This is a genomic window from Acidovorax sp. LjRoot74 (genome assembly GCF_964254355.1).
GTDB lineage: Bacteria > Pseudomonadota > Gammaproteobacteria > Burkholderiales > Burkholderiaceae_C > Acidovorax.
The window spans coordinates 4999521-5018400 of sequence record NZ_CAXUTI020000001.1; the positions used below are offsets into that span (position 1 = coordinate 4999521).

Annotated in this window: 18 protein-coding genes; 16 read left to right on the forward strand and 2 right to left on the reverse strand. The window is 67.7% G+C overall.

All coding sequences use genetic code 11. The annotated features are described in order from the left end of the window. Positions 1–3: 3 nt before the first annotated feature. The 3 genes from flgK to ACSQ3O_RS23750 all read left to right on the forward strand — a co-directional run bounded on the left by flgK (position 4) and on the right by ACSQ3O_RS23750 (position 4578). The gene (gene flgK, locus ACSQ3O_RS23740) at positions 4–1980 is read left to right on the forward strand and encodes a flagellar hook-associated protein FlgK (protein WP_436140676.1); all 1977 of its coding nucleotides are present in this window, start codon (positions 4–6) and stop codon (positions 1978–1980) included. A 27-nt stretch (positions 1981–2007) separates the two neighbouring features. After that, positions 2008–3261 (forward strand): flagellar hook-associated protein FlgL, encoded by a 1254-nt coding sequence (gene flgL / locus ACSQ3O_RS23745; RefSeq protein WP_137747637.1) that lies wholly within the window; start codon positions 2008–2010, stop codon positions 3259–3261. Positions 3262–3333: 72 nt separating this feature from the next. Further along, positions 3334–4578 (forward strand): HDOD domain-containing protein, encoded by a 1245-nt coding sequence (locus ACSQ3O_RS23750; protein WP_137747636.1) that lies wholly within the window; start codon positions 3334–3336, stop codon positions 4576–4578. A 22-nt stretch (positions 4579–4600) separates the two neighbouring features. Here the strand turns inward: ACSQ3O_RS23750 and ACSQ3O_RS23755 are convergent, their stop codons facing one another. After that, entirely contained in the window at positions 4601–6082 is a 1482-nt protein-coding gene (locus tag ACSQ3O_RS23755; RefSeq protein WP_436140677.1) for a PLP-dependent aminotransferase family protein, read from the reverse strand. A gap of 137 nt (positions 6083–6219) precedes the next feature. On the opposite strand from ACSQ3O_RS23755, the gene ACSQ3O_RS23760 reads away from it, so the two are divergent. The 12 genes from ACSQ3O_RS23760 to ACSQ3O_RS23815 all read left to right on the forward strand — a co-directional run bounded on the left by ACSQ3O_RS23760 (position 6220) and on the right by ACSQ3O_RS23815 (position 16913). Beyond that, positions 6220–6834, forward strand: a complete 615-nt coding sequence (locus tag ACSQ3O_RS23760) for a LysE family translocator (RefSeq protein ID WP_137747634.1) — start codon at positions 6220–6222, stop codon at positions 6832–6834. Continuing rightward, complete coding sequence (locus ACSQ3O_RS23765) at positions 6831–7751, forward strand: DMT family transporter (protein ID WP_436140678.1); 921 nt, start codon at positions 6831–6833, stop codon at positions 7749–7751. The genes ACSQ3O_RS23760 and ACSQ3O_RS23765 overlap by 4 nt, the downstream gene beginning before the upstream one ends. After that, positions 7748–8077: a DHCW motif cupin fold protein gene (locus ACSQ3O_RS23770; RefSeq protein ID WP_137747632.1), complete on the forward strand. Its 330-nt coding sequence runs from the start codon at positions 7748–7750 to the stop codon at positions 8075–8077. Before ACSQ3O_RS23765 ends, ACSQ3O_RS23770 begins: the two co-directional genes overlap by 4 nt. Before the next feature lie 72 nt (positions 8078–8149). Next, positions 8150–9355 carry a PLP-dependent aminotransferase family protein gene (locus ACSQ3O_RS23775; protein WP_298453189.1) on the forward strand — a complete coding sequence of 402 codons (1206 nt, stop codon included), beginning with the start codon at positions 8150–8152 and terminating at the stop codon, positions 9353–9355. 6 nt (positions 9356–9361) lie between these two features. After that, positions 9362–9988: a glutathione S-transferase gene (locus ACSQ3O_RS23780; RefSeq protein WP_436140679.1), complete on the forward strand. Its 627-nt coding sequence runs from the start codon at positions 9362–9364 to the stop codon at positions 9986–9988. Positions 9989–9994: 6 nt separating this feature from the next. Next, positions 9995–10858, forward strand: a complete 864-nt coding sequence (locus ACSQ3O_RS23785) for a PhzF family phenazine biosynthesis protein (protein ID WP_436140680.1) — start codon at positions 9995–9997, stop codon at positions 10856–10858. A gap of 168 nt (positions 10859–11026) precedes the next feature. Continuing rightward, the gene (locus ACSQ3O_RS23790; protein WP_436140681.1) at positions 11027–11902 is read left to right on the forward strand and encodes a PhzF family phenazine biosynthesis protein; all 876 of its coding nucleotides are present in this window, start codon (positions 11027–11029) and stop codon (positions 11900–11902) included. Between the two features lie 23 nt (positions 11903–11925). Continuing rightward, positions 11926–12612: a VOC family protein gene (locus ACSQ3O_RS23795; protein ID WP_436140682.1), complete on the forward strand. Its 687-nt coding sequence runs from the start codon at positions 11926–11928 to the stop codon at positions 12610–12612. Positions 12613–12618: 6 nt separating this feature from the next. Then, a complete protein-coding gene (locus ACSQ3O_RS23800) occupies positions 12619–13260 on the forward strand; it encodes a LysE family translocator (RefSeq protein WP_298453199.1) in 642 nt (213 codons plus the stop codon). Then, positions 13257–14243: a threonine dehydratase gene (locus ACSQ3O_RS23805; protein WP_298453202.1), complete on the forward strand. Its 987-nt coding sequence runs from the start codon at positions 13257–13259 to the stop codon at positions 14241–14243. The genes ACSQ3O_RS23800 and ACSQ3O_RS23805 overlap by 4 nt, the downstream gene beginning before the upstream one ends. A 72-nt stretch (positions 14244–14315) precedes the next feature. Beyond that, positions 14316–16133: a hypothetical protein gene (locus ACSQ3O_RS23810; protein WP_436140683.1), complete on the forward strand. Its 1818-nt coding sequence runs from the start codon at positions 14316–14318 to the stop codon at positions 16131–16133. A 108-nt stretch (positions 16134–16241) separates the two neighbouring features. Further along, entirely contained in the window at positions 16242–16913 is a 672-nt protein-coding gene (locus ACSQ3O_RS23815) for a histidine phosphatase family protein (protein ID WP_436140684.1), read from the forward strand. A gap of 126 nt (positions 16914–17039) precedes the next feature. Here ACSQ3O_RS23815 and ACSQ3O_RS23820 read toward each other — a convergent pair whose 3' ends face one another. After that, positions 17040–17891 carry a creatininase family protein gene (locus ACSQ3O_RS23820; RefSeq protein ID WP_137747623.1) on the reverse strand — a complete coding sequence of 284 codons (852 nt, stop codon included), beginning with the start codon at positions 17889–17891 and terminating at the stop codon, positions 17040–17042. Between the two features lie 64 nt (positions 17892–17955). On the opposite strand from ACSQ3O_RS23820, the gene ACSQ3O_RS23825 reads away from it, so the two are divergent. Then, the gene (locus tag ACSQ3O_RS23825; RefSeq protein ID WP_436140685.1) at positions 17956–18714 is read left to right on the forward strand and encodes an alanyl-tRNA editing protein; all 759 of its coding nucleotides are present in this window, start codon (positions 17956–17958) and stop codon (positions 18712–18714) included. Positions 18715–18880 lie beyond the last annotated feature (166 nt).

Consider the following 18880-nt stretch of genomic DNA (forward strand, 5'->3'; position numbering starts at 1 on the left):
GCCATGAGTCTTCTCAACGTCGGCGCCCGCGCCCTGCTCGCCAACCAGGTGGCCCTGCAGACGGCGGGCCACAACATCGCCAATGTCAACACGCCCGGCTATTCGCGCCAGACCGTGGTGCTGCAAACCGTGCAGGGCCAGTTCACCGGCGGCGGCTACATCGGCCAGGGTGTGGATGTGCAAACCATCCTGCGCAACCAGAGCGAGCTGCTCACGCGCCAGTCGGCGGCGGCGGGCTCCACACAGGCCGCAGACATCGTGCGGGCCGAGCGCCTGCGCCAGCTGCAGGAGGTGTTCAGCGGCGGCACGGCCGGGCTGGGCGCCGCCATCAACGACATGATGAATGCGTTCACGGACGTCGTGAGCGCCCCGACAGACATCACGGCGCGCACAGTCGTGCTCACGCGCATTGACGAAACCGCCGCGCGCATGCGCACTGCTTCTGACCGCCTGAACGAACTTCAGTACACCGTCACCGAGCAATTGCAGAGCAGCGTCACGGCCATCAACGCACTGGCCAAGCAGATGGCCGGAATCAACGAGCAAATTGCACGCGCCAACGGCAACGGCCAGAGCCCCAACGACCTGCTGGACCAGCGCGACCAGATCATCCGCGACATCAACCAGTATGTGCAGACCACGCAGATCCCGGCCGACGATGGCACGGTAGGCCTGTTTGTGGCGGGTAGCCAGCCGCTGGTGCTGGGCACCACGGCCTCCAGCCTGTCCATCGACGATGCCACCCAGTTCCCCGCCAGCGGGCAGATCAAGCTGTTCTTCAACCGCACCGGGGCGCCCCCGGTGGAGATGGACGAAAACGTACTGGGTGGCGGCTCGGTCTCGGGCCTGCTGCGCTTCAACAACAACGACCTGACGGAAGGGCGCAACCTGCTCGGCCGCATGGCCATGGCCATCGGCATGACCATGAACGACCAGCAGAATCTGGGCCTCACGCTTGATGGCGTGCCTGGCAAGGACCTGTTTGCATTGCCCACCAGCATGCCGGGCTACACCAACGGCGCGGGCGTTGGCACCGTCTCGTTCACGGGGCCCACGCAGTTCGCAGCCTCGGACTACGAAATCCGCTTCACCACCGGCACGGCGGGACAGGTCGTGCGCCTGTCCGATGGCAAGGCCACCGCTTTCACCAGTGCCGCCAATCTGGCCACGTTGCAGATCGACGGGCTCAACTTCAACCTGACCACGCCCGGCAACCCCGGCGAGCGCATGTTGTTCAAGCCGTTCAGCACGGCGGCCAACAACATCCAGGCGCTGGTGTACTCGCCACGCGATCTGGCCGTTGCCAACCCCATCAATGCCGCCATGGGCACCGCCAACGGGGGCACCATGCAATTGGGGGGACTCAAGGCCACGGGCCTGCCCAATCCGCCGGGGCTGGTGCTGCCCGCCAATGCCAACCCCGCCGCCCTCCCACCCATCCTGGGCGGCGTGCAGCTGCAGTTCACCGCCGGCCCACCCACGACCTACGACGTGCTCGACCGGGGCACCGCCCCACCGACCGTGCTGGCCGCTGCACAGCCCTACACATCGGGTGCGCCCATCTCCATCAACGGGTGGGAGATCAAGCTGCAGGGCAGCCCCAAGACCGGCGACACGGTGGTCATCGGCAATGCGCTGGACCCCCAGTACGGCGATGCATTCACCCGCAACGCGGGCAATGCCAGCGCCCTGATGGGTCTGCGCGATGTGAAGATGTTCGACGAGTCCACGCTCTCTGACGGCTACGCCAGCGCCATCGCCCAGGTGGGCACGCGCACGCAGAGTTCGTTGTTTGCGGCCGAAATGTCCACCACCATCGCCACCAACCTGGAGCGCGACCGCACAGCGGTGTCGGGCGTGAACCTCGACGAAGAGGCCGCCCGGCTGATCCAGTACCAGCAGGCCTACCAGGCATCGTCCAAGATGATCCAGATTGCGCAGAATATCTTTGACTCGCTGCTGCAGGGCATGGGCCGCTGATCGCCATCCAGGAGCTAGGAGTTCGACATGAGCAACAGCATCTACCGCCTTGGCACTGCCAACATGTACGACAACGCCCTGCGCAACCTGGGCACGCGTCAGACCAACCTGTCCAACCTGCAGGAAAACCTCACCTCGGGCAAGCGCGTGGTGCGGGCCAGTGACGACCCCGTGTCGGCCGCCCAGGCCGAGCGTGCGCTCAACCGCCTGGCACGCATCCAGACCGAGCAGCGCGCGCTGGAGACCCAGCGCAATGCCATTTCTCAGGGAGAGTCCTCGCTGGGTGATGCTGTGGACCTGATCCAGCAGTTCCGCCAACTGGTGGTGAGCGCAGGTGATGCTGCGATGACACCCAACGACCGCGTCACGGTAGCCAACCAGCTCCAGGGCCTGCGCGAGCAACTGCTAGCGGTTGCCAATCGCAAGGATACCAATGGCATCCCGCTTCTGAGCGCGCTGGGCAGCGCTCTGGCACCCTTCCTGGGCCCGCAGAACGGCTCGCCGGACTACACTTTCGAGGGCCTGCCCGGTCAGACGGCCAGTACGGGAGTGACCCTCCCCGGGGCGCTGGACGGCGATTCGGCCTTCATGTTCGACCCCAACCGCGACGGCGTCTACACCGCCGGTGTAAGCGCCATTCCGGTGGGCCGCCAGCTCACCACCACGGCCATCACGCCAGGGGACAAGAGCCTGATCACTGGCGACAGCTACACCATCACCTTCAGCGCCGTGGGCCCGGGTGCCACCACTGGCACCAGCACGGCCACCTACACGATCACCAACACCACCACGGGCGCAGTGTCCGCTCCAGTGGTGGTGCCTGACTACCCCAGCGACAAGCCTGTGACGATCACGGTACCTGGCATTCCTGGCCTGAGCTTTGACATCAAAGGCAACCCAGCCAACGGCGACACCATCACCCTGCAGCCCAGCGCCAGCATGTTCAGCACGCTGGACAGCGCGATCAACGGCATCCGCAACTCCTCCAACAACAACGCAGCCATCCAGGCCGTGGGGCAGGCGCTGGCCAACATCGACATCGGGCTGGAGCGCGTGCACAACATGCGCAGCTATGCCGGTGAGCTGCTCAACCGCGCCGACCGCATCACGGGCGACCAGGAAAAGCGCTCCATCCAGCTCGAAGGTGACCGCTCGCGCGCCGAGGATCTCGATATGATCAAGGGCATTTCGGACTTCCAGAACCAGCAGGTGGGCTACGAGGCAGCGCTCAAGTCCTATGCCCAGGTTCAGAAGTTGTCGCTGTTCAATTTCATCAGTTAAAGCGGGTCTTCCCACGCCGCACAATCCGGGCAGGGGACAGGCCCCAACGACGAGACAACCGCCTGAGAGCACATGGTCCAATCTGTCCTTGGCAGCCTGATTCTGGGCTACCGCCCTCTGTGGAACCGGGCCCGCAAGCTCGCGGGCATCCAGCTGTATGCACACAACGAGGCCACAGCGGTGGTCGATGCCGGCCACCTGCTGCGCACGCTGCAGGAGCTGTGGTCTGCCAGCTCCCCGCCCCTGCTGATCTCCGCCCAGACGCGCCAGCTGCTGTGCGACCTGCTCGAAAACGCGCCGCGCGGCGCACCCTGGATCGAGGTGCGGGGCGACTGGCTCTCGGACTCGGCCATCTATTCCCGCGTCAAGGCCGCGCACCAGCGGGGCCTGCGCCTGGTGTGGCGCGGCGACGCCAACAAGCTCCCCGAGCCCGAGATTGCGCGCTGCTTTGACAACAGCCTGCTGACCCTGCGCCCCGAGGACGCCGTGGCGGCCCTGCAGACGGCCCCCGCGCGCCCCGGGGCCCCAGCAGCCCCCGCCCGGGCCGCCGCCAGCCCGGTGCTGGCCGGACAGATGTATGAAAACGTGGCCAGCCGCGCACTCATGGAGCATTGCCTGGACCAGGGCAATGCCATGGCCCTGGCGGGCTGGCCGTCGGAAGACGTGCTCTACAGCATGCGCCACCACCCGCAGCAGCCGTCGCACGCGGTGATCTTCAAGCTCATGAAGGCCATCGATGCGGAGCAGTCGCTGGAGACCTTTGAAGACATCATGGGCGAAGACCCGCTGCTCGCGTACCGCTTCATGGTCTATACCAACTCAGCAGCCCTGGGCCTGCGCACCGGCATCGACTCACTGCGCAGGGGCCTGGTGATGATGGGCTACAGCTCCATCAAGCGCTGGCTGTCCGACCAGTTGCCCCACGCCAGCACCGACCCCAACATGCTGCCCGTGCGCGCCGCCATGCTGATCCGCGCCCAGCTCACCGCCCACCTGCTGGACGCTGGCATCGAAAACGACCTGCGCCGCGAGATCTACCTGTGTGGCCTGTTCTCGCAGCTGGACGAGCTGCTCGGTGAGCCCCTGGGCACCATCTTGCGCCGCCTGCCGCTGTCCGAGCGCATATACGACGCCACCGTGCTGCGCACCGGCCCCTACACCAGCGGCCTGCAGATGGCCTGCGCGCTGGAGACCGACGACGCCAGCGCGATCCGCCAGCTCTGCGAGACCTATGAGATGGACCTGGAAGAGGTCAACCGCGCGCTGCTGCGCGTGTTGGCCGACCTGGAAGTCGAACGTCCTGCCGCCGGGCGCTGAGCGCCCCGCTCACCGCGCCTGCTCACCGCCCCTGCTCAGCCCGCACGCGCTCGAAGATGCGCCAGAACGTCGCATCCTGCGTGGTTGCAAAGTTGATGCGCATCAGCGTGCTGGGTTTGCGCTCAGCATGGAACAACGCACCAGGCGCGAGCAGGTAGCCTTCGTCCAGCATCCGCTGTGACAGCGCATCGGTGTCCACCCCCGTTTCCACCCAGCCAAACAGGCCCACGGGTTCGGCCGCAAATGTGCAGCCCGCGCTGAGCGCCAGCTTGACGCTGCGCGCACGCGCCGCATCGAGCCGGGTGCGGATGCGCTCGGCATGGCGGCGCAGCTGGCCCTGCTCGATGCACAGGGCCAGGGCCTTTTCCAGCAGCGCGGGGGTGGTGAGCGTGGCCAGCAGCTTGGTGTCGAGCAATTGCTCCACCAGCGTGGGCGGTGCAGCCAGGTAACCGATGCGCCAGTTGGGCGCGAGGATCTTGGCAAAGCCGCTCACGTAGATGGTGCGCGAGAGGCCATCGAGCGCGGTGAGGCGTGTGGCGTGCTCGGGCGCGATGTGGCTGTAGGTGTCGTCCTCCACCACATGGAAGTTGTGCTGGTTGGCCAGCTGCAGGATGCGGTGCGCGCTGCCCGGCGTGAGGCAATAGCCCGTCGGGTTGTGAAACACGCTCACGCTCACATACAACTTGGGCTTGTGCACCTCGCAGTACCGGGCCATCACGTCCAGATCCGGGCCATCTGCGCGGCGCGGCACAGGCAGGATGTGCATGCCCAGGGCAGCCAGGCGCGCAAACTCCACGGCCCAGCCGGGCTCCTCCACCATCACCGGGTCACCGGGGCGCAGCAGCGTGCGGCTCACGATGTCGAGCGCATGCGTGGCGCCCACGGTGGTGATGATGTGCTCGGGCGCGGTGTGCACATTGAGCGTGGCCAGCTTCTTGGCCAGCAGGCGGCGCAGGCCCGCGTCGCCCAGGGGTTCGCCGTACTGCAGCGAAAAATCCTGCAGGCTGCGCGAACTGGTCACCTTGCGCACGGCGGCGGGCATGAAGGTGGACTCCAGCCAGTCCGGCGGAAACACGCCCATGCCGGGCTGGGGTTTGTCACTGACCTTGTGGAACATGCCGCGTATCAGCGCCGTGGCATTGACGGGCGACACCCCTCGGCGCCCTGCGGCCCGCGCGGCAAACCAGTGGGCCGTGCTCCAGTTCGCGGCAGCGCTCTCCAGCCCCGGGTCCACGGGCGGCACGTCCTCTTCGTCGGCCGCGTGGGCGGCACGGCCGCTCTCGCGCACAAAAAAGCCCCGGTTCTTGCGCGCCTCCACCAGGCCCTGCGCCAACAGCTGGTCATACGCAGCCACCACGGTGGAGGGGCTCACCCCGTTTTGCTGCGCACACTGACGCACCGACGGCAGGCGCGCGCCCGGCGCCAGCAGGCGGTTGCGGATGCGCTCGGAGATCCGGGCCGACAACTGCTCGGTGAGAGACTGGGTGGAAGATTTCATCAACATGGCAAGGCCCCGGGCGGTGTACTGTCTTCGCAACCAGTACAGATTCAGCACTGCGCTGAATGACTGTACTGGTGATGTATTGGTTTGCAAGATTACATTGAACCCACACAACCGACAAGACCCCCCTGCCATTCCCCATGAGCGCCGCCGAACTCACTGCCCTGCTGCTGTTTTGCACCGCCATGAGCTTTTCGCCGGGGCCCAACACCACCTTGTCCACCGCGCTGGCGGCGAACCTGGGCCTCAAGCGCGCACTGCGCTTTTGCCTGGCCGTGCCAGCGGGCTGGACGCTGCTCATGCTGGGCAGCGGCCTGGGCCTGGGCGCCCTCATCACCGGCGTGCCCGCCCTGCGCTGGGCCGTGACCTTGCTGGGCGTGGCCTACATGCTCTGGCTGGCTTTCAAGCTCAGCCGCGCCGGGCAACTGACCGAAGTGGACAGCCACCGCCTGAACGTGACCTTCTGGCAGGGCGTGGGCCTGCAGTTCGTGAACATCAAGGCCTGGATGCTGGCGCTCACGCTCAGCGCGGGCTGGGTGGTCAACGCGGCCGGTCAGCCCGCCACCAACCCCGGCGAGCGCCTGGCCATCATCTGCGGCGTGATGATGGTGTTTGCGTTCACGAGCAACTTTGTCTATGCCCTGGTGGGTTCGCTGCTGCGCCAGTGGCTGGCCCAGGGCGCACGCCTGCTGTGGTTCAACCGTGCGCTGGCCCTGGTGCTGGTGCTCACTGCCTACTGGATGCTCACGCTATGAACCGCTCACAGGAAAAAGAAGCGTTGCTCTGGGGCTTGGTCGGCGTCACGCTGTTTGCAGCCACCCTGCCCATGACGCGGCTGGCGGTGGGCTCCACCGACGCGCCGCAGCTGTCCCCCTGGTTTGTCACTTTTGGCCGCGCCGCCGTGGCAGGGCTGCTGTCCATCGGTTACCTGCTGTGGCAACACACGCAGGGGCGCCTGAACCGGCCTGTGCGGGCCGAGTGGCCGCTGCTGGGCATTACCGCGTTTGGCGTGATCGTGGGTTTCCCGCTGTTTCTGGCGCTGGCGCTGCGCCACGTGCCCAGCACCCACGGCGCCGTGGTCACGGCCCTGCTGCCGCTGTCCACGGCTTTGCTCGGCGCGCTGTGGTACCGGCAGCGGCCCTCGGCAGGCTTCTGGGCCTGCGCGGTGCTGGGTAGCGGCCTGGTGCTGGGCTTCATGGTGTGGCGTGCGGGAGGGCTGTACCTGGGCGCGGCCAACATCTACCTGCTGATTGCCATGACCACGGGCGCGCTAGGCTACATCGGCGGCGCCCGCCTCACGCCCCGCCTGGGGGCCGAGCAGGTGATCTGCTGGGTGCTGGTGTGTTGCCTGCCACTCACGCTGCCAGTCGCCTGGTGGTTTGCCCCCACCGTGCCCTCCAGCATTGGTGCGATGAGTTGGGCGGGCTTTCTGTACGTGGCCTTGTTCTCGATGTGGATCGGCTTCTTTGCGTGGTACCGCGCCCTGGCGCTGGGTGCTGTGCGGGTCAGCCAGATCCAGCTGGTGCAACCCTTCCTGAGCCTGCTGTTTGCCGTGCCGCTGCTGGGTGAACACCTGGATGCCATCACCCTGGTGTTTGCCGTTGCCGTGATTGCCACGGTTTTTGTGGGCAAACGCATGCCTGTCCACACCGCAGAAAGACCCGCCACATGAAGATGAGCAACATCCCCTTTGCCACCACCGACTGGGCGACCGTGCCGCGCGAAGAAAAAAGCGCACAGGCGGGCCAGGCCTTCTGGCGCACCCAGACATTTGGCGATGTGCGCGTGCGCATGGTCGAGTACACGCCCGGCTATGTGTCCGACCACTGGTGCGTCAAAGGCCACGTACTGCTGTGCCTGAGCGGCGAGTTGCACACCGAACTGCAGGACGGCCGCCAGTTCACCCTGACAGCGGGCATGAGCTACCAGGTGGCGGACAATGCAGAACCGCACCGGTCCACGGCACCCCAGGGGGCCACCCTGTTTGTGGTGGACTGAGCTTTGATTTTTTGGCGTGATTGATTTTGCAACGCGGGTGGCCACTTGGGCACCACCCCTAGGAGAACGAGAGTGAAACTGAACGACCTTCCACAGACCAGCACCTGGACCCTGGCCCGCCGCGCCGAGCGCATGAACCCCTCGGTCATCCGCGAAATCCTCAAGGTCACCGAGAAGCCCGGCATCATCAGCCTGGCGGGGGGCCTGCCCTCGCCCAAGACCTTCCCCGTGTCGGCCTTTGCCGCCGCCTCCGCCGCCGTGCTGGCCAACGACGGCCCTGGCGCCCTGCAATACGCCGCCAGCGAAGGGTATGCCCCGCTGCGCCAGGCGATTGCCGACTTCCTGCCCTGGGACGTGGATGCCGACCAGGTCCTGATCACCACCGGATCGCAACAGGCGCTGGACCTGATCGCCAAGGTGCTGATCGACGAAAACAGCCGCGTGCTGGTCGAAACCCCCACCTACCTGGGCGCGCTGCAGGCCTTCACGCCCATGGAACCCGCCGTGGTGGCCGTGGCCAGCGATGACGAAGGCGTGCTCATCGACGACCTGAAAGCCAAGATCGGCACAGGCGCTGACAAAGCGCGTTTCCTGTACGTGCTGCCCAACTTCCAGAACCCCACGGGCCGCACCATGAGCGAAGCCCGCCGTGCCGCGCTGGTGAAGGCTGCCGCCGAGCTGAACCTGCCGCTGGTGGAAGACAACCCCTACGGCGACCTGTGGTTCGACAACCCGCCGCCCGCCCCCCTCACGGCCCGCAACCCCGAAGGCTGCATCTACATGGGCTCGTTCTCCAAGGTGCTGGCCCCCGGCCTGCGTCTGGGTTTCGTCGTGGCCCCCAAGGCCGTGTACCCCAAGCTGCTGCAGGCCAAGCAGGCGGCCGACCTGCACACCCCCGGCTACAACCAGCGCCTAGTGGCCGAGGTGATGAAGGACGGCTTCCTGGACCGCCACGTGCCCACCATCCGCGCGCTGTACAAGCAGCAGTGCGAGGCCATGCTGGCCGCGTTGACCCAAGAAATGGCGGGCCTGGACGTGCACTGGAACCGCCCCGACGGCGGCATGTTCCTGTGGGTGCGCCTGCCCGAAGGCATGAGCGCCATCGAGCTGCTGCCCAAGGCCGTGGAACGCAACGTGGCCTTTGTGCCCGGTGCAGCCTTCTATGCCGACAACGCCGATCCGCGCACGCTGCGCCTGTCGTTCGTCACCTCCACCGTGGAGCAGATCGCCACCGGCATCGCAGCGCTGGCGGCAGCCATCCGCGAGAACAAGGGCTGATTCACCATGCTGAGGCTCTGGGGCCGCCTGTCGTCCATCAACGTGCGCAAGGTCGTCTGGGCCGCGCAGGAGCTGGGCATTACGCTGCAGCGCACCGACGCGGGCGGCCAGTTTGGCATCGTGCGCGAAGCACGGTTCCTGGGCCTCAACCCCAACGGCCTGGTGCCGTTGATCGAAGACGAAGACACGGGCGTGACGCTGTGGGAGTCCAACCCCATCGTGCGCTACCTGTGCGCCCGGCATGCGCCGGGCAACCTGTACCCCGAAGACCTGCCCACGCGTTTTGCCGCCGAACAGTGGATGGACTGGCAGCAGACCACGCTGAACCCCGCCGGGCGCGATGCCTTCCTGCAGTGGATTCGCACGCCCGCCGCGCAGCGCAATGAGGCGCTCATTGCCGCATCGGTCGCCCTGACCGAGCCGCTGATGGCGATGCTGGATGCCCACCTGGCGCGCCAGCCCTTCATGGCGGGCGAGCGCTTCACCATGGCCGACATCCCGGTGGGCTGCGAAATCCACCGCTGGTGGGGCCTGCCCCAGGCGCGCCCCGCGCGGCCGCACCTGGAGCGGTGGTACAACACGGTCAGCACCCGCCCCGGCGCCCGGGGCGTACTGGACCAGCCACTTTCCTAAGCAGCCATGCACCAGCGCCCTTTCAAGCAGATCGATGTCTTCAGCGACCGCCCCGGCTACGGCAACCCCGTGGCCGTGGTGCTGGACGCCGACGGCCTGAGCGACAGCGACATGCGCCGCTTTGCTGCCTGGACCAACCTGTCGGAAACCACCTTTCTGATGCCGCCCACCGACGCCGGACGCACGGCCGGGGCCGACTACCGCCTGCGCATCTTCAGCCCCAATGGCGAGCTGCCCTTTGCGGGCCACCCCACGCTGGGCACCTGCCATGCCTGGTTGCAGGCGGGCAACACCCCGCGCCAAGGCGGCATGGTGATCCAGGAATGTGCGCTGGGCCTGGTGCGCATTGCGCACGCCGATGGCACCCTGGCCTTTGCGGCACCACCGCTCAAGCGCAGCGCGCCCAGCCCCGCGTTGGTGCCCCTGATCGCCAGTACCCTGGGCCTGCGCCCGCAGCAGATTCTGGGCGCGCAGCTGCTCGACAACGGCCCGGTGTGGCTGGGCCTGCTGCTCGACAGCGCCGACACCGTGCTGGGCCTGCACCCCGACCACGCCCGACTCAAGGACCTGGGCCAGGATGTGGGCGTGATCCACGTCAGCCCCACGGCCAGCAACACCAGCCAGCCGGGCGCCGTGGTGCGCGCCTTTGCAGCGCCCATGGGCAACCCCGAAGACCCCGTCACCGGCACCCTCAACGCCAGCCTCGCCGAGTGGCTGATTGCCGACGGCCTGGCCCCCCGCAGCTACCTGGTGGCCCAGGGCGAATGCCTGGGCCGTGCGGGCCGCGTGCACATCCGCCAGGACGATGACCACCAGCTGTGGGTGGGCGGCCGCGCCGTCACCTGCATTGAAGGCACGGTGCTGCTATGAGCCTGCGCCGCCCTGCCCCACACCCCAGCGGCTGATTCGACCCGGGCCCCGCGCGCAACGCGGGCCGAGCCACCACAACCCATTCCCCACCGGGATGCCCCCGGTGAGCCCCCGGCGTGCCCGGCCCACCCCACTTCACTGCTTTTTGTTTCCAAGGACCTGCCCACCATGCACCAACGCCCCTTCCAGCAAGTCGATGTGTTCACCGCCACGCCCTACCGTGGCAACCCCCTGGCCGTGGTGCTGGACGGCACGGGCCTCACCACCGAAGCCATGCAGGACTTCACCGACTGGACCAACCTGTCCGAAGCCACCTTCCTGCTGCCCCCCACCCCGGAAGGTCGCGCCGCCGGGGCCGACTACCGCGTGCGCATCTTCTGCCCCGGGCGCGAGCTGCCTTTTGCGGGCCACCCCACGCTGGGCAGCTGCCACGCCTGGCTGAAGGCCGGTGGGCAGCCCCAGGTCGCGGGCCAGGTGGTGCAGGAATGTGGCGTGGGCCTGGTCACGCTGCGGCAGGATGGCGAGCGCCTCGCGTTTGCCGCACCGGCACTCATCAAGAGCGGCCCGCTGGCCGAAGACGACGTGGCGCTGATCGCACGCGGCCTGGGCGTGGCGCGCAGCGACATCCTGCACCACGCCTGGTGCGACAACGGCCCCAACTGGCGCGGCGTGATGCTGCGCAGCAGCGAGCAGGTGCTGGCGCTGAAGCCGGACGCCAGCATCCTTGGCCAGCTGGACGTGGGCGTAGTGGGCCCGCGCGGCAAGGTGGGGGTGATTGGCAGCACCGACGCCGAAGGCATCGCCTTTGAAGTGCGCGCCTTCTTCCCCGGCAACAACGGCCTGGCCGAAGACCCCGTGACAGGCAGCCTGAACGCCGCGCTGGCCCAGTGGCTCATCGGCGCCGGGCTGGCCCCAGCTCAGTATGTGGCCGCCCAGGGCACCTGCCTGGGCCGCGCAGGGCGGGTGTACGTGCAGCAGGACGGCGACACGATCTGGGTGGGCGGTAGCTCGGTCACCTGCATGGCTGGCGAGGTGCTGCTGTGACGGCGCCCAGCCAGCCCCCTTGCGTGGACCACCTGGTCGTGCTGGCGGCCGACCTGGCCAGCGGCGTGGCCTGGTGCGAGCGCACGCTGGGCATCACTCCCACGGCGGGCGGCGAGCACCCGCTGATGGGCACACACAACCGCATCTTCAACGTCGCAAGCCCGGCGCATCCGCGTACCTACCTGGAGATCATTGCTATCAATTCAGGAGCTTCTACCGCAATACCAGCGGGCGGAAAGCGCTGGTTTGACATGGATGACGCTGCCCTGCGGCAACAGGTGGCGCAACACGGCCCGCAGCTCATCCACTGGGTGGCCAGCGTGCCCGATGTGGCCGAGCGCTGCGCCGCGCTGGCGGCGCTGGACGTGGAGCGCGGCGCCGTGATCACCGCCAGCCGCCCCACGCCCAACGGCCTGCTGCAGTGGCAGATCACGGTGCGCAGCGACGGCCTGCGCCTGATGGACGGCTGCCTGCCCACGCTCATCCAGTGGGGCGCCGTGCACCCCTGCGACAGCCTGCCCGCAAGCGGCGTACAGCTGCAGCAACTCGCGCTGCAACACCCGCAGGCGGCCACGCTGCAGGCGGCGTGCGATGCCGTGGGCGTGGCGGCCTCCGTCCTCGTCGCGCCGGGTGCCAGACCCCGCCTCTCGGCACAGTTGAGCACCCCCCGGGGCGCCGTCGCCCTCACTTCGTTCATCCCCCAGGAGTAAAACGCCATGCTGTTTTCCTTGCAGGAGCTGCTGCTCTTTGCGCTCGCCGCCCTCGTGCTGGTGCTCACGCCCGGCCCCAACATGGTGTACTGCGTCTCGCGCAGCCTCACCCAGGGGCCCCGCGCCGGGCTCATTTCACTGACCGGCGTGGTGCTGGGTTTTGTTGTGCATCTGCTGGCCGCAGCGCTGGGCCTTACCGCGCTGCTGGCCGCCGTGCCGCTGGCGTTTGACGCCATCCGCTACGCCGGGGCCGCCTACCTGCTGTGGATGGCCTGGCAGGCCGTCAAGCCCGGTGGCGCCGCGCCTTTTGAAGCACGCAACCTGCCACACGACAGCCCGCGCACGCTGTTCCTCATGGGCTTCATGACCAACCTCTTGAACCCCAAGGTGGCCATGTTCTACCTGTCGTTCTTCCCCCAGTTCCTGCACCCCGAACGCGGCCAGCTGCTGCAGCAAAGCCTGACGCTGGGCGCGGTGCAGATCAGCACCAGCGCTGCCGTGAACGCGCTGCTGGTGCTGGGCGCCGCACGCGTGGCGCTGTTCCTCAACCGCAACGCTGCCTGGATGCGTGCGCAGCGCTACTTCATGGGCACCGTCCTCGGTCTGCTCGCCCTCAAACTGTTGACTGAAAAGAAAGCCGCCGCATGAACGCCCGCCTCGACATCACATCCCTCTTGCCCACCCTGGCCGACATCGAAGCCGCTGCCCAGGTGGTGTACCGCGACTTCGCCGCCACGCCCCAGTACCGCTGGGCGCTGCTCAGCCAGCGCCTGGGCACCGACTGCTGGCTCAAGCACGAGAACCACACGCCCGTGGGCGCGTTCAAGATCCGGGGCGGTCTGACCTACTTCGACCAGCTGGCCCAGCGCGGCGCGCTGCCCAAGGAGGTCATCAGCGCCACACGCGGCAACCACGGCCAAAGCATGGGCTGGGCCGCGCGCCGCCACGGCGTGGCCTGCACCATCGTCGTGCCGCGTGGCAACTCGCTGGAGAAGAACGCCGCCATGCGCGCCCTGGGCGTCACGCTCATCGAACACGGCGACGACTTCCAGGAAGCGCGTGAACACGCAATCCAGCTCGCGGCCCAGCGCGGCGCCCACATGGTGCCCAGCTTCCACCCCGACCTGCTGCGCGGCGTGAGCACCTACTGGTGGGAATTTTTGCGCGCCGTGCCCCAGCTCGACGTGGTGTATGTGCCCATCGGCCAGGGCTCGGGCGCGTGCTCGGCCATCGCCGCCAAGCTGGCGCTGCAGCACCCCGTGCGCGTGGTCGGCGTGGTCAGCAGCCACGCCACCACCTACGCCGATTCCCTGGCCGCTGGCCGCGTGGTGGAGGCACCCGTCACCACCCAGCTCGCCGACGGCATGGCCTGCCGCGTGGCCGACGCCGAGGCGCTGGCCGTGATGGCGCCACACATCGACCACATCGTGCAGGTGAGCGACGCCGAGGTGGCCGACGCCATGCGCGCCCTGTTCACCGACACCCACAACGTGGCCGAAGGCGCAGGCGCTGCTGCCCTGGCGGCCGCCCTGCAGGAGCGCGATGCCCTGAAGGGCCAGAAGGTGGGCCTGGCGTTGACGGGCGGCAACGTGGATGCGCCCATGTTTGCCAACACCCTCGCCAAGCACTGACAGTCTGCTGGACAATGCCCCTCGCGCGGCCACCACCACGGTGGCCGTGACATAACAAGAGAGGGAGTGTCCATGGCAAGCCAAGCACCGTCCGGCTATCGCTGGGGCCTGCGCGCGGTCATCGCGTTGCAGTGCCTGCTGATTCTCGCGTTCATCTACCGGGGGCTGTCCGCCCCCGGCCCCTTCGGGCCCCGCCTGCCCGCCGTGCAGGGAGAAACGCTCTGGCTCGAAAGCCATGGCGCCTTCCACCAGTTCGACGCTGCAGGCCGGCGGCTGCAGCAGATCCCGCTGGGCGAGCTGAAGATTTCCGACAGCCCGACCAGCCTGCAGTTCACGCAGGCGCATGTGGCCTGGGTGCATGACGAAAGCCGTGTGGTGCGCTGCGACCTGCCACAGCGCCAGTGCCTGCCCGTGGAACTGGCCGGGCTGGACACCCGCCGGGGCTACCGCTGGGTGCGGGTGAGCGACGACGAGTCGGAAATCGTGGTCTCCGACGCCTCCGGGCACCGTGTGCTGGTGTACCGGCGCGACCCCATCACCGCACGCTACGCCCTGGCGCGCACCGAGGCGCAGGGCATGCGCTTTCCCAACCAGACCCTGCAGGTGGGCGACGCACTGTGGGTGGCCAACACCAACCGCCACCAGATCGTGCAGCTGCGCACCGGCCCGGACGGCAAGTCCGTGGGGCAGCAGCACGCCATCGCCCACCCCGACCTGCGGCCCGGGCGCGCGTTCCCGTTTGCCATGGCACAAGACCCGCGCGGGCAGCTGTGGGTGCTGGTGGCCAGCGTGGACATGCAAAACGCCGACCTGCTCATGATGAGCCCGCAGCTCCAGCCCGAGCGGGTGATTCCCCTGGCCGCGAAGCAGGACCCGAACGCGATTGCGCTGTTCCAGCAGCACATGCTGATCACCGACATGAGCAACTTCCTGGTGCGCAGGCTGGACCTCCACGGGCGGGTGCTCGCGCCGTTTGGTGACGCCGACTTCCAGGCAGAGCTGGCGACGGCGCGCAACCAGGCCACCTGGTCGCGGCGCATGCCCACGCTGCTGCTGGGCAGCGTGGCTGTGCTCATGCTGGTGGCCCTGTGGCTGGCCTGGAAGGCGGGCGAGCTGCGGCAGCTCCAAGGCACCGCATGGCGGACCGACCCCGACGACGCCCCGCAGGACGAAACAGCCCCTGCGCCCATGACCACGGCCACCACCACCGCCCAAGATGCGGCCCCCGCGACGTTGGCCGACGGCCCCCTCCCCATCCCACCCGGCCGGGTGACCATGGTCAAGGCGCTGCCCGGCAGCACCCGCACGCGCCGCCGCCTGTTGCTGGCCACCAGCGCCCTGGCACTGGGGGTCATGGGCGCCCTGCTGTACTGGATATGGCCCATGTTCTACCAGCACGACTGCGCCCCCGGCAAAGCCTGCCCTATGTGGCTGCCCTATGGCCTGGCAGTGCTGGCTCTGGTGCCGGCGATCGCGCCCCTGGCCCTGTGGCGCAGGCTGAAGGCGCTGGAAAGCATCCGCATCGGCACCGATGGCCAGCAGGTGCAGGCCCGCGTGGGCAACAAGCGCTACCAGGCCCCGGCGCACCAGGTCACCTGCACGCGCCAGCAGCTCCTGATCGGCCTGGGGGTGGTGCCACTGCGCCTCAACGGCCAGGCCCTGTTTGACGAAGCGCTGCTGCGCCGCGACTTCATCCACCGCCTGCCCCAGATGCAAATGCACAACAGCCCCTGGAGCGCCGGGCTGCTGGGCCACTGGTGGAAAAACGGTGGCTGGCAGGGGCGCGCTCTTGTCTTCGGATTCGGCGCCCTGTGTGTGCTGCTGGCGTGGTTGATGGTGGGGCTGCTGGTGCTGCGCGGGCTGTCGGCGTGGCTGGCCACGCTGCTCTGAGCCGGACAACATCCGACTGCTGCAGCGCAGCATCCAAAACTCTCAAATTGATAGCACCGGTCGCACTAGCGACAAGCGCGCTGCGCCGGGTTGATCACAATCCGGCGCATGGGAACCCTCTACCTCGTGCGCCATGGCCAGGCCTCGTTTGGCGCAGAAAACTACGACCAGCTCAGCCCCGTCGGCCACCAGCAGGCGGTGCGGCTGGGCCAGTTCTGGCGCGAACGCGGCCAGCGCTTTGACGCCGTCATCACCGGCACGCTGCAGCGCCATGTGCAGACGCTGGACGGCATCGTGGAGGGCCTGGGCGCCGCCCCCGAGGCGCTGCAGTTACCCGGCCTCAACGAATACGACAGCCACGCGCTGATTGCCGCCATCCACCCCCAGCCGCTGGGCCCCGCCGACACGCCCGAGCGCTACCGCGCGCACTTCCGCATCCTGTGCGACGCGCTGGCGCAGTGGATGGCCGGTGTCATCAGCCCCCAGGGAATGCCCAGCTGGAACGAGTTTTCGGCCGGTGTGCGCAGCGCGCTCGACCATGTGCGCCACCACCACGCGGGCCAGAACGTGCTGCTGGTGAGCAGCGGCGGCCCCATCTCCACCGCCGTGGGCGAGGTGCTGGGCACCGCGCCCGAAGTAACGATTGCGCTGAACATGCGCATCCGCAACAGCGCGGTGACGGAGTTCACGATTGCGCCCAAGCGGTTGATGCTGCAGACGTTCAACACCCTGCCGCACCTGAACGAGCTGGAGCATGCGGGGTGGGTGACACATGCCTGAGATTCTGAGGTTTTCAGGCCGTCTCCGCGCTATGGATAACGATTGATAGCTATATTTTTAATAGCGAATCAATCACCTGCCGCACAGCGGCAACCCGAGCAACCCACGGCCCGTGCCACCTGGCTGTTACAGCGGCCCCACACCGTCCACCAGGGTGGACAACGGCAGTGCCTGCAGTTCCTGCAGCAGCGCCACCAGTTGCTGCGCGGCAGCATCCACCACCGCCCGCCCCTTGTCGGCCGTGGCCGCAGCGGCATGGCCCACCGCCCCGGCCGGGTGGTAGTCCTGCATCTGCCAGCCCAGCTTGGCGGTTTTTCCGTTGCCCAGGATGGCGTAGCGCTCGGCGCGGTTCTGCGAGCTGGAGCGGAAGTTTTGCGCATGTTCCATGTGCACCGTGGCGGGTGCCAGGTGCAGCATCATCGATGTCTCGATCTCGCCCGCATGGATGCCAAAGCGGTGCTCCTGGGCGCTGAACTGGCCCGCCACCGCGTCGGGCAGCGGCAGGCTGAACCAGCTGGCGCTGTAGACGATGAGATCGCATCGCGTGCGCAGCTCGCGCGCCACGATGTCCATCACGCTCACCTGGCCGCCGTGGCCGTTGAACAGCAGCAGCTTCTTGATGCCCGCACGGGCCACACATTCGCCAAGCTCGGTCCACAGCGCGATCACCGTGGCGGGCGACAGCGTGAGCGTGCCGGGGAAGCGGATGTGCTCCGGGCTCAGGCCCACGTTCTGTGGCGGCAAGAACAGCACAGACAAGTCGGCGGGCAGTTGCGGCAACGCGGCATCAATCACGCCCTGCAGCAGCGTCGCATCCACCGACAGGGGCAGGTGCGGCCCATGCTGCTCAATGGCCGCCACGGGCAGCACGGCCACCACCTCTTCAGCCTGCCCGCTGGCCTTTAGCGCCGCGAAATCACGGGTGGACAAGTCGGCCCAGAAGCGGGAGGGCAAGGGAGTCAATGCGGCAGAAGTCATGCGTGCATGGTAGCGGCGCTGTTGGCGCCTGGGAAACTGCCAGCAGCGCCGCTAACATGCCACCATGACCCAAGACCTCTTCCGCCAAGACGCCTACCTGCGCGAATGCAGCGCCCACATCACCGCCACCGCCGATGCCGATGCCGGCATCGTGCTGGACCAGACCGTGTTCTACCCCCTGGGCGGCGGCCAGGCCGGTGACAGCGGCGTGCTGGTGCTGGCAGACGGCACGCAGATCGCCATTGCCGACACCCGCAAGGGCAAGGACGCCGACGGCAACCCCACCAGCGACATCGTCCACATCCCCGCACCCGGGCAGGAAGAGCGTGTGGCGCAGCTCACGCCCGGTACGGCCGTCACCGCCCGCATAGACTGGGAACGCCGCCACCGCATGATGCGCCTGCACACCACCAGCCACCTGCTGTGCCACGTAGTGCCGCAGCTGGTCAACGGCTGCTCCATCACGCCCGACTACGCGCGCCTGGACTTTGCGATGACCGACCCGCTGGACAAGGAGCAGCTGACCGCCGCCATCGCCACCCTGGTGGCCGCCGCGCACCCGCTCACCGTGGCCTCGATCAGCGACGAAGAACTGGACGCCAACCCCGCCCTGGTCAAAAGCATGAGCGTGCAGCCGCCCCGGGGCACGGGGCGCATCCGCACCATCCGCATCGGGGGCGACGGCGACGCCCCGCTGATCGACCTGCAGCCCTGTGGTGGCACACATGTGGCCAATACGTCGGAGATTGGCGCCATCGTGGTGACGAAGATTGAAAAGAAAAGCGCCACCACCCGGCGGGTGGTGCTGGGCTTCGCCCAGTGAACGAAGCGAAAAGCGCTTTTCTTTGGTGCGGAATCATTTGCACGCAGTGCAAGAGAGGCCGCACCAAAAGCCTTGGCATCAACCACCACCCGCCGGATGGTGCTGGGCTTTGCCCAGTGAGCGAAGCGCAGAGCGCAGCACCCCACTGTCAACAATCTTGAACCAC

Bases quoted from the DNA above. Each gene is read 5' to 3' on its own strand.
- flgK (WP_436140676.1), top strand. From the start codon at position 4: ATGAGTCTTCTCAACGTCGGCGCCCGCGCCCTGCTCGCCAACCAGGTG.
- flgL (WP_137747637.1), top strand. From the start codon at position 2,008: ATGAGCAACAGCATCTACCGCCTTGGCACTGCCAACATGTACGACAAC.
- ACSQ3O_RS23750 (WP_137747636.1), top strand. From the start codon at position 3,334: ATGGTCCAATCTGTCCTTGGCAGCCTGATTCTGGGCTACCGCCCTCTG.
- ACSQ3O_RS23755 (WP_436140677.1), bottom strand. From the start codon at position 6,082: ATGTTGATGAAATCTTCCACCCAGTCTCTCACCGAGCAGTTGTCGGCC.
- ACSQ3O_RS23760 (WP_137747634.1), top strand. From the start codon at position 6,220: ATGAGCGCCGCCGAACTCACTGCCCTGCTGCTGTTTTGCACCGCCATG.
- ACSQ3O_RS23765 (WP_436140678.1), top strand. From the start codon at position 6,831: ATGAACCGCTCACAGGAAAAAGAAGCGTTGCTCTGGGGCTTGGTCGGC.
- ACSQ3O_RS23770 (WP_137747632.1), top strand. From the start codon at position 7,748: ATGAAGATGAGCAACATCCCCTTTGCCACCACCGACTGGGCGACCGTG.
- ACSQ3O_RS23780 (WP_436140679.1), top strand. From the start codon at position 9,362: ATGCTGAGGCTCTGGGGCCGCCTGTCGTCCATCAACGTGCGCAAGGTC.
- ACSQ3O_RS23785 (WP_436140680.1), top strand. From the start codon at position 9,995: ATGCACCAGCGCCCTTTCAAGCAGATCGATGTCTTCAGCGACCGCCCC.
- ACSQ3O_RS23790 (WP_436140681.1), top strand. From the start codon at position 11,027: ATGCACCAACGCCCCTTCCAGCAAGTCGATGTGTTCACCGCCACGCCC.
- ACSQ3O_RS23800 (WP_298453199.1), top strand. From the start codon at position 12,619: ATGCTGTTTTCCTTGCAGGAGCTGCTGCTCTTTGCGCTCGCCGCCCTC.
- ACSQ3O_RS23805 (WP_298453202.1), top strand. From the start codon at position 13,257: ATGAACGCCCGCCTCGACATCACATCCCTCTTGCCCACCCTGGCCGAC.
- ACSQ3O_RS23810 (WP_436140683.1), top strand. From the start codon at position 14,316: ATGGCAAGCCAAGCACCGTCCGGCTATCGCTGGGGCCTGCGCGCGGTC.
- ACSQ3O_RS23815 (WP_436140684.1), top strand. From the start codon at position 16,242: ATGGGAACCCTCTACCTCGTGCGCCATGGCCAGGCCTCGTTTGGCGCA.
- ACSQ3O_RS23820 (WP_137747623.1), bottom strand. From the start codon at position 17,891: ATGACTTCTGCCGCATTGACTCCCTTGCCCTCCCGCTTCTGGGCCGAC.
- ACSQ3O_RS23825 (WP_436140685.1), top strand. From the start codon at position 17,956: ATGACCCAAGACCTCTTCCGCCAAGACGCCTACCTGCGCGAATGCAGC.